This window comes from Achromobacter dolens, assembly GCF_902859745.1.
Lineage (GTDB): Bacteria > Pseudomonadota > Gammaproteobacteria > Burkholderiales > Burkholderiaceae_B > Achromobacter > Achromobacter dolens.
On record NZ_CADIJW010000042.1, the window covers coordinates 35,228 to 50,806 of the forward strand.

The 15,579-nt window shown below is 69.4% G+C and carries 11 protein-coding genes and 1 pseudogene; 8 read left to right on the top strand and 4 right to left on the bottom strand.

Annotated elements, in window-relative coordinates; translation table 11 throughout:
* Positions 1-114: 114 nt before the first annotated feature.
* Positions 115-1,377, bottom strand: coding sequence for a 4-aminobutyrate--2-oxoglutarate transaminase (gene gabT, locus HV783_RS22730; protein ID WP_054503044.1), 1,263 nt, complete (start codon positions 1,375-1,377; stop codon positions 115-117).
* A 95-nt stretch (positions 1,378-1,472) separates the two neighbouring features.
* Between gabT and pdxR the strand changes: the two genes are divergently transcribed.
* Positions 1,473-3,002 (top strand): MocR-like pyridoxine biosynthesis transcription factor PdxR, encoded by a 1,530-nt coding sequence (pdxR, locus tag HV783_RS22735; protein ID WP_367646396.1) that lies wholly within the window; start codon positions 1,473-1,475, stop codon positions 3,000-3,002.
* A 145-nt stretch (positions 3,003-3,147) separates the two neighbouring features.
* On the opposite strand, the gene HV783_RS22740 is transcribed toward pdxR, so the two are convergent.
* Positions 3,148-4,059: a DUF72 domain-containing protein gene (locus tag HV783_RS22740; RefSeq protein ID WP_064524277.1), complete on the bottom strand. Its 912-nt coding sequence runs from the start codon at positions 4,057-4,059 to the stop codon at positions 3,148-3,150.
* Positions 4,060-4,169: 110 nt separating this feature from the next.
* On the opposite strand from HV783_RS22740, the gene HV783_RS22745 reads away from it, so the two are divergent.
* The 7 genes from HV783_RS22745 (at position 4,170) to HV783_RS22775 (ending at position 14,733) form a co-directional block, all read left to right on the top strand.
* The gene (locus tag HV783_RS22745; protein WP_175189904.1) at positions 4,170-6,260 is read left to right on the top strand and encodes an ATP-dependent helicase; all 2,091 of its coding nucleotides are present in this window, start codon (positions 4,170-4,172) and stop codon (positions 6,258-6,260) included.
* A gap of 124 nt (positions 6,261-6,384) precedes the next feature.
* Positions 6,385-7,395, top strand: a complete 1,011-nt coding sequence (locus tag HV783_RS22750) for a magnesium and cobalt transport protein CorA (RefSeq protein ID WP_054503041.1) — start codon at positions 6,385-6,387, stop codon at positions 7,393-7,395.
* A gap of 101 nt (positions 7,396-7,496) precedes the next feature.
* On the top strand, positions 7,497-8,165 hold the full coding sequence (locus HV783_RS22755) for a thermonuclease family protein (protein ID WP_175189905.1): 669 nt from the start codon (positions 7,497-7,499) through the stop codon (positions 8,163-8,165).
* Between the two features lie 151 nt (positions 8,166-8,316).
* Positions 8,317-10,554, top strand: coding sequence for an ABC transporter substrate-binding protein (locus HV783_RS22760; protein WP_144654727.1), 2,238 nt, complete (start codon positions 8,317-8,319; stop codon positions 10,552-10,554).
* On the top strand, positions 10,551-11,528 hold the full coding sequence (locus HV783_RS22765; protein ID WP_054503038.1) for an ABC transporter permease: 978 nt from the start codon (positions 10,551-10,553) through the stop codon (positions 11,526-11,528). The genes HV783_RS22760 and HV783_RS22765 overlap by 4 nt, the downstream gene beginning before the upstream one ends.
* A gap of 5 nt (positions 11,529-11,533) precedes the next feature.
* Positions 11,534-13,042, top strand: a complete 1,509-nt coding sequence (locus HV783_RS22770) for an ABC transporter permease (protein ID WP_175189906.1) — start codon at positions 11,534-11,536, stop codon at positions 13,040-13,042.
* Positions 13,039-14,733, top strand: a complete 1,695-nt coding sequence (locus HV783_RS22775; RefSeq protein WP_175143237.1) for an ABC transporter ATP-binding protein — start codon at positions 13,039-13,041, stop codon at positions 14,731-14,733. Before HV783_RS22770 ends, HV783_RS22775 begins: the two co-directional genes overlap by 4 nt.
* Before the next feature lie 57 nt (positions 14,734-14,790).
* On the opposite strand, the gene HV783_RS22780 is transcribed toward HV783_RS22775, so the two are convergent.
* Both HV783_RS22780 and HV783_RS22785 read right to left on the bottom strand, forming a co-directional pair.
* Positions 14,791-15,330 (bottom strand): MarR family winged helix-turn-helix transcriptional regulator, encoded by a 540-nt coding sequence (locus HV783_RS22780; RefSeq protein ID WP_054503036.1) that lies wholly within the window; start codon positions 15,328-15,330, stop codon positions 14,791-14,793.
* 28 nt (positions 15,331-15,358) lie between these two features.
* Positions 15,359-15,579, bottom strand: a pseudogene (locus HV783_RS22785) (collagen-like triple helix repeat-containing protein); the annotation flags it as partial.

Below are 15,579 nucleotides of genomic sequence, written 5' to 3' on the forward strand. Positions count from 1 at the left end.
AAAGCGGACGCGGGCGCGGCGTGCATCCCCGGGCGGAATCCGCCCGGAATGCTCGCCACGCCCGCAATCGTCATGCCTGCCAGCCGAAAAACCGGATGATCGGGTTGCGCGGCCTCAGGCGGCCAGGGCTTCGGCCAGGATGGCCAGCGCGCGGTCGAACTGGGCGTCGGGAATGGTCAAGGGGTACAGGAAGCGCAGGACGTTGCCGTACACACCGCAGCTTAGCAAGATCAGGCCTTGCTCGATGGCGCGGGCCTGCACCTTCTTGACCGCCTCGGCGTCGGGCTTGCCGTTGGCGTCGTTCAGTTCCAGCGCCACCATCGAACCCAGGCCGCGCACGTCGGCGATGCCCGGCACCTTGGCGCGCAGGCCCTCGAGGTGGGCGCGCAGCTTGTCGCCCAGTTGCACCGCGCGTTCGCACAGCTTTTCCTCGGCGATCACGTCCAGCACGGCGTGGGCCGCGGCCACCGCCAGCGGGTTGCCGGCGTAGGTGCCGCCCAGCCCGCCCGCGGCCGGGCCGTCCATGACGTCGGCGCGGCCGACCACGCCCGAGATCGGGAAGCCGCCGCCCAGGCTCTTGGCCATGGTGATCAGGTCGGCCTGCACCGAGTGGTGCTCCATGGCGAACAGCTTGCCGGTGCGGCCGAAGCCGGTCTGCACTTCGTCGGCGATCAGCAGGATGCCGTGCTCGTCGCAGAGCTTGCGCAGGGCCACCATCAGTTCGGGCGGGGTGATGTTGAAGCCGCCTTCGCCCTGCACCGGCTCGATGATGATCGCGGCGACGCGCTTGGGATCGATGTCGACCTTGAACAGCAGGTCCAGCGCCTTGAGCGAGTCGGCGACAGTGATCGACTGGGTGCCGTTGGGGAACGGCACGTGGTAGATGTCGCCCGGCATCGGGCCGAACGACAGCTTGTAGGGGGCGACCTTGCCGGTCAGCGCCATGCCCAGCATGGTGCGGCCGTGGAACGAGCCCGAGAAGGCGATGACGCCCGAGCGGCCGGTGGCCGAGCGCGCGATCTTGATGGCGTTTTCAACGGCTTCGACGCCGGTGGTGAAGAAGGCGGACTTCTTCAGGCCGTCGATCGGGGCCAGGCGGTTGATGCGCTCGGCCAGCGAGACGTAGCCTTCGTACGGCACGATCTGGTAGGCCGTGTGGGTGAAGTTGTCGAGCTGGGCGCTGACGGCGGCCTTGACCTTGGGATGCAGGTGGCCGGTGTTCAGCACCGCGATGCCGCCCGCGAAATCGATGTATTCCTTGCCGTTGGCGTCCCAGAGCGTGGCGTTCTCGGCGCGCACGGCATAGAAGTCGCACATGACGCCGACGCCGCGCGGCGTGGCCAGGGAACGGCGGGTATTCAAATCCTGATTCTTCATCTCAGCCTCGGATGGCAAGTGGGCGGTAAACCCTTACTTTAATGCTACTATGGCCCCATTGGTGGGAACCACTTTTATAAATCAGGTAGAACCAATTGCGGTCCATCGTTGGAGACTTGCTGTTGCTGCGCCTGGCCGATGCCGCGGGCGGGCCGATGAACAAGCGGCTGTACCACGGTATCCGCGAGGCCATCCTGGATGGTTCCATTGCCGCCGACTCGCGCCTGCCGGCCTCGCGCGACCTGGCGGCCGAACTCGGCATCGCGCGCAACACCGTGGTGCACGTCTACGGCCAGTTGCTGGCCGAAGGCTATACCCGCAGCCTGCAGGGCAACGGCACCTTCGTCAATGCCTCGCAGCCCGACTCCTACCTGGCCAGTGGCCGCCAGTCGCGCCGCGCGCCGGCGCCGCAGCCGCGACCGGCACTGTCGGCGCGGGGCGCGGCCATCGTCGACGGCGTGTCGGCCTCGCCCTACCAATGGGGCGCCTTCATGCCGGGGGTGCCCGACCTGACCGAATTTCCGCACAAGAAGTTCGGGCGCATCTTTTCCGCGCTCTGGCGCAATCCCACCCCTGATCTGCTCACTTATGCCTACGGCGGCGGCCTGCCGGCGCTGCGCGAGGCGCTGGCGCAGCACCTGGCGCTGACGCGCTCGATCGACTGCGACCCCGACCAGATCCTCATCACCGAAGGCTCGCACCAGGCCATCGACCTGGCCACCCGCATCCTGGGCGAGGCGGGCGAGACCGCCTGGGTCGAGGACCCGGGCTACTGGGGCGCGCGCACGGTGCTGCAGGCCAATGGACTGCGCACGGTGCACCTGCCGGTCGACGAGGAAGGCATGCGGCTGCCGGATCCGGATGCCGCGCCCGCCGTGGCGCCGCCGCGCTTCATCTTCGTGACGCCGTCGCACCAGTATCCGCTGGGGCCGGTGATGTCGCTGGCGCGGCGCCGCCAACTGCTGGCGGTGGCGCGCCAGCATGGCAGTTGGATCATCGAGGACGACTACGACAGCGAGTTCCGTTTCTCGGGCCGGCCGATCGCCTCGCTGCTGGGCCTGGAGCCGGACGCGCCGGTGATCTACATGGGCACCTTCAGCAAGACGCTGTATCCGGGCCTGCGGGTCGGCTACCTGGTGCTGCCCAAGACCTTGACCGCCGCCTTCCAGGCGGCCCACGCCGAGCTCTACCGCGAAGGCCACCTGATGACGCACGCGGCGCTGGCCACCTTCATCGCCGAGGGCCACTACGCCGCCCACATCCGCCGCATGCGCATGTTGTATGGCCGGCGCCGCGCCATGCTGGTCAACCTGATCGAACGGCGCCTGGGGCCGGACTGGCTGCACCGCGACGCCAGCCTGGCGGGCCTGCACCTGGTGCTGACATTGCCGCCCCACATGGACGACCTGCGCGTGGTCGAGGTGGCGCGCCGCAATGGGGTCCTGACGCGCCCGCTGTCGCGCTACTACGTCGGCGCCGAAGGGCGCCGGCCCGGCCTGCTGCTGGGTTATGCCTGTGTGCCCGAACACGACATCGCGCGCAAGTTCGAGGTGCTGCTGGAAAGCCTGGCCGAGGTGGCGCGCACGACGCCGGCCGCGGCGGCGACGGCGGCGCAGCCGGCCTGACGCGGGCGGTCAAGGCTGGCCACGCGGCACGGGCTTTGACGGCCGTTGGCGGGCTGCCGGCGCCTGCCGCCTGAGCGCGGCGATCACCCGGCCTGAGCGCCGTGATCCCCCGGTCGGAGCGCCGCGATCACCCGGCCCGAACGCCTCAACCCGGGCGGTCCTGTCCACCGCCCAGCGCCGCCGCGAAGGCCGCGGCGTTGCGCATGCCCTGGTCCTCGAAGTTGGTGTTGAATACCGCGTGCGCCTGCCCGCTCTGGCGGGCCAGCTCCTGAAAGCGGCGCGCCAGTTCGGCCAGCTCGGCCTCGGAATATTCGTACTGGAAGCGCCCGGACGAGGCGGCGCCGTTGGCGTTCCAGGTGGCCGCGTTGCGCCCGTGCAGGCGCAGCAGTGTCAGGTCGGGGTGGGTGCAGGCCCACACCGCCGGCACGCTGTTGTCGAAGCCCTGGGGCGCGTCCACCACCGTGTGGACCACGCCCAGTTCCCGTTCGAACGCCAGCGTGGCGTCCGTGGCGGCGGCTGATTCGAACCAGCCGCGGTGGCGGAATTCGACCGACAGCAGGTGTTCCGGCAGGCGTCGGACGCATTCAGCCACCAACGCCCGGCCGCGCGCGTCGCGCCGTATCCAGGGCGGGAACTGGAAGTGCACCGCGCCCAGCTTGCCGGCCATGCGCAGGGGTTCCAGCGCCAGCGTGTAGCGGCGCCAGAGCTCGTCGCGCAGGTCGTCGGGCATGGCGTGGTGGTAGATGACGGGCTCGGGCCAGTCGGCCAGCTCGCGGCGGATGTCGGCGGGCAGCGAGGCCAGCGGCGTCTGGTGGCCGGTGAAGAGGCGGTAGGCCTTGATGTTGAAGACGAAATCGTCGGGCGTGCGCTGCGCCCATAGATAGGCGTTGTCGGGGCTGGGCAGCGCGTAGTAGCTGGAATCGACCTCGGCCAGCCCGAAGCGGGTGGCGTAGAAGCGCAGCCGGGATTGGGCGTCGTGCGCCTCGCGCGGGTAGAAGCGGCCGCACGCCAGCAGCGTGGGATCGGTCCAGGAAGCGGTGCCGGCAAGCAGGCGCATGGGGAAAACGGCGGTGGCGGGAGCGGGGGGCGATGCGGTTATGATACCTGGATATATCCCCAGGTATCGGGCCGCGCCGACCGCGCCCGCCGCCGACCATTCCACGCCCCATGTCCGACCAGAATTCCGCCCACCCGTCCAGCCGTCCCGATCCCCTGGCCGACCTCAACCCCGCCCAGCGCGAGGCCGCCGAATTCGGCGTCGGCGGCGCGGGCGACGACGGCCCGCTGCTGGTGATCGCCGGCGCCGGCTCGGGCAAGACCAACACCCTGGCGCACCGCGTCGCCCACCTGATCCTGAACGGCGCCGATCCGCAGCGCATGCTGCTGCTGACCTTCTCGCGCCGCGCCGCCCAGGAAATGGAGCGCCGCGTCGGCAGCGTGCTGCAGCGGGTCATGAACCTGCGCGGCACCCAGCAGGCGCCGTCGCTGCCGTGGGCCGGCACTTTCCACGCCATCGGCGCGCGCCTGCTGCGCGACTGCGCCCAGCGCATCGGCCTGTCCGAAGCCTTCACCATCCATGACCGCGGCGACGCCGAGGACCTGATGGGCATGGTGCGGCACGAGCTCGGCCTGTCCGCCACCAAGTCGCGCTTTCCGCTCAAGGGCACCTGCCTGGCGATCTACTCGCGCGTGGTCAACAGCCAGACGCCGGTGGCCGACGTGCTGCACGCCACCTTCCCGTGGTGCGCGCAATGGGAGGACGAACTCAAGAACCTGTTCCGCGCCTACGTCGCGGCCAAGCAGGACCAGCAGGTGCTCGACTACGACGACCTGCTGCTGTACTGGGCCGAGATGATGGGCGACGCGGCCATCGCCGCCGACGTCGGCGCGCGCTTCGACCACGTGCTGGTGGACGAATACCAGGATACCAACCGGCTGCAGGCCGCCATCCTGCTGGCCATGAAACCCGACGGCCGCGGCCTGACCGTGGTGGGCGACGATGCCCAGTCGATCTATTCGTTCCGCGCCGCCACGGTGCGCAACATCCTCGACTTTCCGGCGCAGTTCCCGCGGCCGGCGCGGGTCATCACGCTGGACCGCAACTACCGCTCGACCCAGCCCATCCTGAACGCCTCCAACGCCGTCATCGGCCTGGCGGCCGAGCGCTATGCCAAGGATCTCTGGAGCGACCGGCCATCGTCGCAGTTGCCCGAGCTGGTCACCGTCAGCGACGAGGCCGGCCAGGCCCGCTGGGTGGCCGACCAGGTGCTGGCGCAGCGCGAGGGCGGCGCCACGCTCAAGTCGCAGGCGGCGCTGTTCCGCACCTCCAGCCACAGCGCGGCGCTGGAACTGGAACTGACCCGGCGCAACATTCCTTTCGTCAAGTTCGGCGGCCTGCGCTTCCTGGAGGCGGCGCACGTCAAGGACCTGCTGTCGCTGCTGCGCTGGGCCGAGAACCCGCGCGGGCGCATGGCGGGGTTCCGCGTGGCGCAACTGCTGCCCGGCATCGGCCCGGCCACCGCCGGCAAGCTGATGGACGCCATGGCGCAATCGGCCGAGCCGCTGCGCGCGCTGCGCGAGTTCAAGCCGGGCGCGGCGGCGCAGGCGGAGTGGGGCGCGTTCGCCGACACCTACGCGGCCCTGGCCGACCCCAACCTGCGCTGGCCGGCCGACGTCGACCTGGCGCTGCGCTGGTACGCCGGCCAGCTCGAACGGCTGTACGACGATGCGCGCGTGCGCAAGACCGACCTGGACCAACTGGTGCGCATCGCCGCCGGTTACCCCACGCGCGAGCGCTTCCTGACCGAGCTGACGCTGGACCCGCCCGACGCCACCAGCGACGAATCCGGCGCGCCCTCGCGCGACGAGGACTACATGATCCTGTCCACCATCCACTCGGCCAAGGGCCAGGAATGGAAGGCGGTCTATGTGCTGAACGTGGTCGACGGCTGTATCCCGTCCGACATGAGCACCGGCACCGCCGAAGAGATCGAGGAAGAAAGGCGTCTGCTGTACGTGGCCATGACGCGCGCCAAGGAACGCCTGCAACTGATCGTGCCGCAGCGCTTCTACGTGCACCAGCAGACCGGCATGGGCGACCGCCACGTCTACGGCTCGCGCACCCGCTACATCACCAACGCCATGCTGCCGCTGTTCGACCACCTGCCCAAGCTGCCGGACCTGCCCGCGCGCGAAGCCAAGGCGCCGCAGGCGCCGAGCGTGGACGTGGCCAAGCGCGTGCGCAACCTGTTCGCGTAGGGCGCGTTCGCCGGGGCTCGAACCCCGCGCGGACGCCGCCGCGCGGCGGCGCCGGTGGGCTATCATCGGCCGATACGCTGGATATACGCTGCACCCGCAGGGCTCGCATCGCCAAAGGATGTCTATGTCTACCGAAGCAACCGCCGCCGTCGCCGCGCCGCCCCAGGGCGAAGTCGTGGCCTCCATCGCCTATGTGAATGGCCGGCGCGACCACGAGGTGCCCATCGAGGAGGTGGGCAAGCACGTCGATCCCAGGCACGGCATGGTGTGGATCGGCCTGCGCAATCCCAGCCCCGAACGGCTGGCCGACGTCGTCAACCAACTGGGCGCCTGCGACAAGAACCAGGAAGAGATGCTGGAGTCGCACCGCCGGCCCAAGATCATCGACTACGGCAACATGGTGCTGATCGTCGTCATCACCGTCGAGGTCGAGGCCGAGCGGCCCATCTTCGGCGAAACCCAGTTCCTGATCGGCGAGGGCTTTCTGGTCACGGTGCGGCGCGGCGCCACCGCCGGCCACAGCCCCTTGCGCGAACGGCTGGAGTCCTCGCCCGACCTGCTCAAGCGCGGCAGCGACTACGTCGCCTCCGAACTGCTGGACTGGCTGGTGGACCGCTACGTGGTGGCGGCCGGCAAGATCGAGTCGGTGGTCGAGGGCGCCGAGCAGAAGCTGCTGATCCGCGGCGCCAAGGACTCCGACATCCGCAGGCTGTACCGCCAGCGCCGCGACCTCCTGCGCATCCACACCGTGGTGTCGCCGCTGGCCGAGATCTGCCGCCGCCTGGCGCGGGTCGAGATGTCGGCGGTCGATGAACACGCGCGCCCATATTTCGGCGAGGTGGCCGACCGCGTGCTGCGGGTCGATGAACTGTTCAACTCACTGCGCGAGTCGCTGGCCTTCGCGTTCGAAGCCAGCCTGATGATCGGCCAGGCGGCGCAGAACGACACCACCCGCAAGCTGGCCTCCTGGGCCGCCATCCTGGCGGTGCCCACGGCCATTGCCGGCATCTATGGCATGAACTTCAAGTTCATGCCCGAGCTGGAATCGCCTTTCGGCTATCCGGTCACGCTGGGCGTGATCGCGTCGGTCTGTTCGTTCCTGTACTGGCGTTTCCGCAAGTCGGGCTGGCTGTAGCGCGACGCCCGCCGGGAGCGTGACGGCGGCGACGCACTTTGCCGCGCGGCGCGGGCGCGGCTGTGGCAAACTGCCTGCGTTTTCCCCCTGGAGCCCGGCCCGTGCGCGGCAATTCTCCCTTTCGCGGCGGCAGCAAGCTGACCGCCCTCGTGGTCGCCTTGATCCTGGCGGCGGCGGGCGCCATCGTCAACTGGCTGCAACCGTCCCGCCACGGCGGCGAGCGTCCGGCCGAACGGCCCGGCGCCAGCGCGCCGGCGGCATCCGGCAGGTCCGGCGCGGCGTCGGCCGGCGGCGTCCCCGCCGGCAGCTACACCCTGACCGGCATGATCGTCAACGTGGCCGACGGCGATACCGTGACGTTGCGCGCGCCCGACGGCCAGCGCCGCATCCGCATGGACAGCATCGACGCGCCCGAGGAGGGCCACGGCGCCGACCAGCCCGGCCAGCCCTACGCCGAGGCCGCGCGCCAGCACCTGGCCAGCCTGGTGGCCGGCAAGACCCTGACCGCCCAGTGCTACCTGAAGGACCAATATGGCCGCGACGTCTGCGCGCTGATCCTGGAAGACGGCCGCTCGGCCAACCGGCTGCAGGTCGAGGCCGGCTACGCCTGGGCCTACACCGCGCGCCAGGGCGAGTACCTGAACGACAAGGCCATGCCCGACCTGCAGCGCCAGGCCAAGGCCGCCGGCCGCGGCCTGTGGGCCGGCAAGGAGCCGATGCAGCCCTGGAAGTGGCGCTACGACTGCTGGCGCCAGCGCCAGTGCGGGTGATTGCCGCGGGCCGGCGCTGCCCGCCGGCGGGGTAATCCGTCCTGGTGTGTGCGTGAAGGCATGTCCGCAAGTTCCCTAGGGGGATGCCAGGGTACTGGGGCGGATGCACCTTTGCTATCCTCTGTCGCACTGAATAGAAGGAAAGGTTTCCATGCGTGCTTTGATGCGGCTCTGGGCGGCGGCCATGATGCTGTTGCTGGCGTTGGCGGGCTGCTCCCGGGAAGGCAGTCCCATCAACAGCCCCTATCCGGCCGGCGCCGAGGGCCAGAACACGCTGTATTCCGCCTTCGTCAAGCGCTCGCCCAAGTACCTCGACCCGGCCAGCTCTTATTCCACCGACGAAACCCCATATACCTACAACATCTATGAGACGCTGTACGGCTATCACTACCTCAAGCGGCCGTATGAACTGATCCCGCGCGCCGCGGCCTCGATCGATCCGCCGGTCTATCTCGACGCGCAAGGCCGCGAACTGCCGGCCGACGCGCCGGGCGAGCAGATCGCCCAGAGCATCTACGACATCAAGATCAAGCCCGGCATGCGTTTCGCGCCGCACCCGGCCTTCGCCCGCAAGACCGACGGCAGCTACGATTACTTCCCGATCGCGCCCGAGGAACTGGCCGACAAATACGCCATTCCCGATTTCCCGCGCACCGGCACCCGCGAACTCACCGCCGACGATTACGTATACGCCTTCCGCCGCCTGGCCAGCCCGCGCGTGGTGTCGCCGATCTATTCGCTGATGGCCGAATACGTCAGCGGCCTCAAGGAATATGGCGACCGCCTGCGCGAGCGCGACAAGGCGCTGCGCCGCGACCTGCCGGGCGGTGCCGGCGCCTCGTGGCTGGACCTGCGCGAGGCCGACGGCTTCACCGGCGTGCAGGCGCTCGACCCGCACACGCTGCGCATCCGCGTCAACGGCAAGTACCCGCAGTTCAAGTACTGGCTGGCCATGACCTTCACCGCGCCCGTGCCCTGGGAGGCCGACCGCTTCTACAACCAGCCCGGCATGGCCGAGCACGACCTGTCGCTCAACACCTGGCCGGTCGGCACCGGTCCCTACATGCTGGCCGAGTCGCAGCAGAACCGCCGCCACGTGCTGGCGCGCAATCCCAACTTCCACGGCGAGCCCTATCCCTGCGAGGGCGAGCCGGGCGATCGCGCCGCCGGCCTGCTGGCCGATTGCGGCAAGCCCACGCCGTTCATCGACCGCGCCGTCTTCAGCGTCGAGAAGGAAGCCATTCCGCTGACCGGCAAGTTCATGCAGGGCTACTACGACCTGCCGCAGATCGAGCGCGGCGAATACGGCGTGGCCATGCTGGTGGCCGCCGGCGATAGCCAGGACAAGGCGCGCAAGTACGCCGAACACGGCATCCGCCTGCCCACCACGGTCGAGACCGCCAACTGGTACATGGGCTTCAACTGGCTCGATCCGGTGGTGGGCAAGGGCGACACGCCCGAGCAGGCCGAGAAGAACCGCAAGCTGCGCCAGGCCATCAGCATCGCCTTCGACTGGGAAGAATACGTGGCGGTGTTCGAGAACAGCCAGGCCTCGGTGGCCTACGGCCCGGTGCCGCCCGGCGTGCTGGGCTACCGCGAACCGCCCGAGGGCGTGAACCCGGTGGTCTACGACCTGGTCGATGGCAAGCCGGTGCGCAAGCCGATCGAGGTGGCGCGCAAGCTGCTGGCCGAGGCCGGCTACCCCGACGGCCGCAATGCCGTCACCGGCGCGCCGCTGGTGCTGTACTACGACTCCATGACGGGCGGCGGTTCCAACCCGCAGTTCGACTGGATGCGGCGGCAGATGGCCAAGCTCGGCGTGCAGATGGACGTGCGCTCGACCGACTACAACCGCTTCCAGGACAAGATGCGGCGCGGGTCGGCGCAGATCTTCCTGTGGGGCTGGAACGCCGACTATCCCGACGCCGAGAACTTCCTGTTCCTGCTGTACGGCCCCAACGCCAAGGCCAAGGGCGGCGGCGAGAACGCCGCCAACTACGACAGCCCCGAATACGACAAGCTGTTCGAGCAGATGAAATTCCTGGACGACGGCCCCGAAAAGGAAGCCCTGATCCAGCGCATGGTCGCCATCGTGCAGCGCGACGCGCCGTGGATGTTCGGCTACTTCCCGATGTCGGGCGGCGCCTACCAGCAGTGGGTCGGCAACGCCAAGCCCACCCAGATGGTGCGCAACACGCTGCAGTACATGAAGATCGACCCGGTCCTGCGCGAACGCAAGATCGACGAGTGGAATTCCCCCATCTGGTGGCCGGTGGGCCTGTTCGCGCTGCTGATCGCGCTGGCGATCTGGCCGTCGTACGTGGCGCTCAAGCGGCGCGAGCGGCAGACCGCCTTCGCCCAGGCTTCCCGCAAGGAGCATCAATCATGATCGGCTACGTCATCCGCCGGCTGCTGTACGGCGTGCTGATTCTGATCGGCGTGAACCTCTTCACCTTCATCCTGTTCTTCGCCGTCAACACGCCCGACGACATGGCGCGCCTGGCCATCGGCGGGCAGCGCATCAGCCAGGACGCCGTCGAGAAATGGAAGGTCGAGCACGGCTACGACAAGCCGCTGTTCTACAACGCCGGGGCCAAGGGCGCGGCGCAACTGACCGACACGGTGTTCTACCAGCGCTCGGTGCCGCTCCTGGCGATGGACTTCGGCGCGTCAGACGGCGGCCGCGACATCGGCCGCGAGATCCAGACCCGCATGGGCCCGAGCCTGGCGCTGGCGGTGCCGACCTTCTTCCTGGGGTTGTTCGCCAGCATCGTGTTTTCATTGACGCTGGTGTATTTCCGCGCCACCCGGCTGGATTTCTGGGGCGTGGTGCTGTGCGTGATATTGCTGTCCATCTCCAGCCTGTTCTACATCATCGCCGGCCAGTGGATGTTCGCCAAGCTGCTGCGGCTGGTGCCGTTCTCCGGCTTCGAGGGCGGCCTGGACATGGTCAAGTTCCTGGCCCTGCCGGTGCTGGTGGCGATCGTCTCGCGGCTGGGCCCCGAGGCGCGCTTCTACCGCACCCTGTTCCTGGAGGAAATCGGCAAGGACTACGTGCGCACCGCCCGCGCCAAGGGGCTGGCCGAGCGCGTGGTGCTGCTGCGCCACGTGCTGCGCAATGCCATGCTGCCGATCCTGACCAGCACCGTCGCGGCCTTGCCGCTGCTGTTCATGGGCAGCCTGATCGCCGAGTCGTTCTTCGGCATCCCGGGCCTGGGCAGCTACACCATCGACGCCATCAACGCGCAGGATTTCTCCATCGTGCGCGCCATGGTGTTCCTGGGCGCGTCGCTGTACATCGTGGGGCTGATCCTGGCCGACATTTCCTACACGCTGGCTGACCCCCGCGTCCGTTTCGAGTAGCCGCCATGCCCAAGTTCGTATTCCTCTGGACCGACATCGCGCTGTGGCTCATGGTGCTGGGCGCGCTGGCCTATGCCTGGCACGTGCGGCGCAGCCCGAACCTGCGCGCGACCTGGGCGCGGGTGGCGCGCGACACGCCGGCGATGTGCTCGGCCGTGGTGCTGGCGGCGTTCGCCCTGGTCGGCCTGCTCGATTCCGTCCACTACCGGCCGCAGTTGCCGCCCGCGCCGGGCGCGGCGGCCGACGCCGCCCCGGTCTACGCGCCGGCGGTCAAGTCGGCGCTGGACGGCCTGCTGGGCGGCAGCGTGCTGACCCAGCCCGAGAAGACCTATTCCAGCCCGCTGGCGGTGCGCCAGTTCACCAAGGAGACCCTGCTGGTCGACGACAAGCCAGTGCGCGACTTCCCGCGGCTGCGGGCGGCCGGCACGCACCTGGCTGACCCCGACCGCGACCACCTGGGCGACGTCTATTACCGGCTGGGCCTGGGTCTGGCGGCGGGGCTGGCCGTGGCGCTGATCGGCGCCGGTCTGCTGTTCGCCTGCCTGGCGCGGCGTGGCGGCGCGTCCGCGGCGGCCGAGGCCCTATTGGGCGGGCGCGCCGAGGTGCCGTGGCGCGCCATGGCCATCACCTTCACCCTGCTGTGCCTGGTGGCGGGGGCGCTGGCCGGGCTGTCCAGCGGCTACCACGCCCTGGGCACCGACCGCATCGGCAACGACGTGCTGTGGCAGGCGCTCAAGAGCATCCGCACCGCGCTCGTCATCGGCAGCCTGACCACGCTCGCCATGCTGCCTCCGGCCATCATCTTCGGCATCGCGGCCGGCTATTTCAAGGGCAGGGTGGACGACGCCATCCAGTATCTCTACACCACCATCACCTCGATCCCGGGCGTGCTGCTGGTGGCCGCCTGCGCCCTGATGATGCAGGTCTATATCGACAACCACGCCGACCTGTTCGACACCTCGGCGGCGCGCGCCGACCTGCGCCTGTTCCTGTTGTGCATGATCCTCGGCTTCACCGGCTGGGCCGGCCTGTGCCGCCTGCTGCGCGCCGAGACCCTCAAGCTGCGCGAGCTGGAATACGTGCAGGCCGCGCGCGCCTTCGGCGTATCGCACTGGCGCATCATGACGCGCCACCTGCTGCCCAACGTCGCACACCTGGTGCTGATCACCGTGGTGCTGGAATTCTCCGGGCTGGTGCTGTACGAGGCGGTGCTGTCGTACCTGGGCATCGGCGTCGATCCCAGCATGAATTCGTTCGGCTCGATGATCGATGGCGCCCGCCTCGAAATGTCGCGCGACCCCATGATCTGGTGGAACCTGATGACCGCGTTTCTCTTCATGCTGGCGCTGGTGCTGGCCGCCAACCTGTTCGCCGATGCCGTGCGCGACGCCTTCGATCCGCGCACCCGCCGCTACAAGCCGGGCCGCGTGCCCGGCATGGGCTGGTTCGGCCGCCGTCCGGGCGCCGCGCTGGCGGCCGATGCCCGCGCGGCCAAGCCGGGAGACACGCCATGAGCCAGGATCTCCGCCAGGACTCGCCCTTGCTGGCCGTGCAGGGCCTGGACGTGGACATTGCCGGCGACAGCGGCATTACACACGCGGTCAAGCGCCTGCAACTGGCGATTTCGCAGCGCGAGACCTTCGCCCTGGTGGGCGAGTCCGGCTGCGGCAAGAGCATGACCGCGCTGGCGCTGCTGCGCCTGCTGCCGGATGCCGGGCGCATCGTCGGCGGCCAGATCGACCTGGATGGCGAAGACCTCAACCGCCTGCCCGAAAGCGCCATGCGCGGCGTGCGCGGCGGCCGCATCGGCATCATCTTCCAGGAACCGTCCACCAGCCTGAACCCGGTCATGCGGGTCGGCGACCAGATCATCGAGACGCTGGTAGCGCACACGCCGCTGCGCGGCGCCGCGGCGCGCGCCCGCGCCATCGACTGGCTGCGGCGGGTCGGCATTCCCGAGCCCGAGCGGCGTGTGGACGATTACCCGTTCCAGTTCTCCGGCGGCCAGAAGCAGCGCGTCATGATCGCCATCGCGCTGGCGGCGGAACCCTTGCTGCTGATCGCCGACGAACCCACCACCGCGCTCGACGTCACGGTGCAGGCGCAGGTGCTGGACCTGCTGGCCGACATCCAGCGCGAGATCGGCATGGCGGTGCTGCTCATCACCCATGACCTGGCGGTGGTGCGCAATGTCGCCCACCACGTGGCCCTGATGCGCGGCGGCGAGATCGTCGAAAGCGCCAGCGCCGAGGAATTCTTCCGCGCGCCCAAGCACCCGTACGCGCGTCAGTTGTTCGACGCCATTCCCACTTTCGAGAAGCGCGGCGCGCCGCTGAGCGAGGCCGGCCGCGCCGCCCGGGGCGCGGAAGGCGCTAGGCGCCGGCCGCGCGAGCCCGGCGTGGTGCTGGACGTGCAGGACCTGAAGGTGCACTACCCGGTGCGCAAGGGCCCCCTGCGGCGGGTGGCGGCGTGGGTCAAGGCCGTCGACGGCGTGACCTTCAGCCTGCGCGCGGGCGAAACCCTGGCGCTGTTGGGCGAATCCGGTTGCGGCAAGACCACCACCGGCAAGGCGCTGCTGCGCCTGATCGACGGCGCCCGCATTTCGGGGCGCGCCATGCTGCAGGGGCAGGATCTGCTGACCGCCGACCGGGCCCGGCTGCAGCGCCTGCGGCAGGACATCCAGATCGTGTTCCAGGATCCGTACGCCTCGCTCGACCCGCGCATGCGGGTCGGCGACATTCTCGACGAGGGCCTGGAATCGCTGCGCCGCGGCATGGGCGCGCAGGAGCGCCGCGACCGCGCCGTCCGGCTGGTCGAGCGCGTCGGCCTGCCGGCCAACACGCTGGCGCGCTATCCGCACGAGTTCTCGGGCGGCCAGCGCCAGCGCATCGCCATTGCGCGCGCGTTGGCGGTCGAGCCCAAGGTGCTGATCTGCGACGAGCCGACCTCGGCGCTGGACGTATCGGTGCAGGCGCAGATCCTGGACCTGCTGCGCGAGTTGCAGGACGAGCTCGGCATCGCCTACCTGTTCATCACGCACAACTTCGGCGTGGTCGAGTACCTGGCGGATCGCATCGCGGTGATGGACGGCGGCCGCATCGTCGAACTGGGCGAGGCCGACGCGGTGCTGCACGCGCCGCGCCAGGACATGACGCGCCGGCTGCTCGACGCGGTGCCGCGGCTGCAATTCGGCGCGCCCCAATGAAAACCGCGCCCCGATCCTGTGGCGGATCGGGGCGCGGCATGCGCGGGTCAAAGCGCCTCAGTCGTGGGCGTTGCGGGTCTCGAGCCAGACCAGGGTGTCGTGCCTCAGGGCGCGCACGCATTGCGCCAGGAAAGCATGCACCACTTCCAGTTCGCCGGCGTTGTAGCGCCGGGCCATCAGTACCACCGCCTCGGCCACCCACTGGCGTTCCTGGGCCAGTTGCTGGCACTGCTCCTCCACCGGCCGGATCACGATCATGCGGCGATCCAGCGGATGGCGGCCCCGCTGGACATAGCCTGCCGCTTCCAGGCGGTTGATCAGGGCGGTGGCGCCGCCGGAGCTGATGCCCATCAACTGGGCCAGTTGGCCGGTGGGCAGGGCATCGAACTCCATCACCAGCTCCAGCGCTTTCAGATCCGCCAGGGGGATACCCATTTTCTCCGCCAGGGCCGATTGGCAGGCCGCGTTGTACACGGCGAACTGTCGGCCCAGCATCAGGGCGATGTCGTCAAGCATTCCGGGACGCAGATCGTTGTTGCGGGATTCAGGCATCACGGTCACATGCTCGTGGTGAACGAAGGTTTCTTGTTGCAGCATGGCGTCGCTCCCTCACGGATCCGGTTGATCACTTCTGGGCCGTCAGGCCGCCGAGCAGCCCGCCCAGCAGGCCGCCGTTGTTGCCGCCGGTGCTCGCGCTGCCGCTGACGCCGGCCGTCACCCCGCCCAGCAAGCCGCCAAGCAGGCCGCCGTTGTTGGCCGAACCCGAGGCGCCCGCGCCCGCTCCGGCACTGGCGCCGGCCGAGGCGCTGCCGCCGGTCAGGCCGCCGAGCAAGCCGCCCAGCAGGC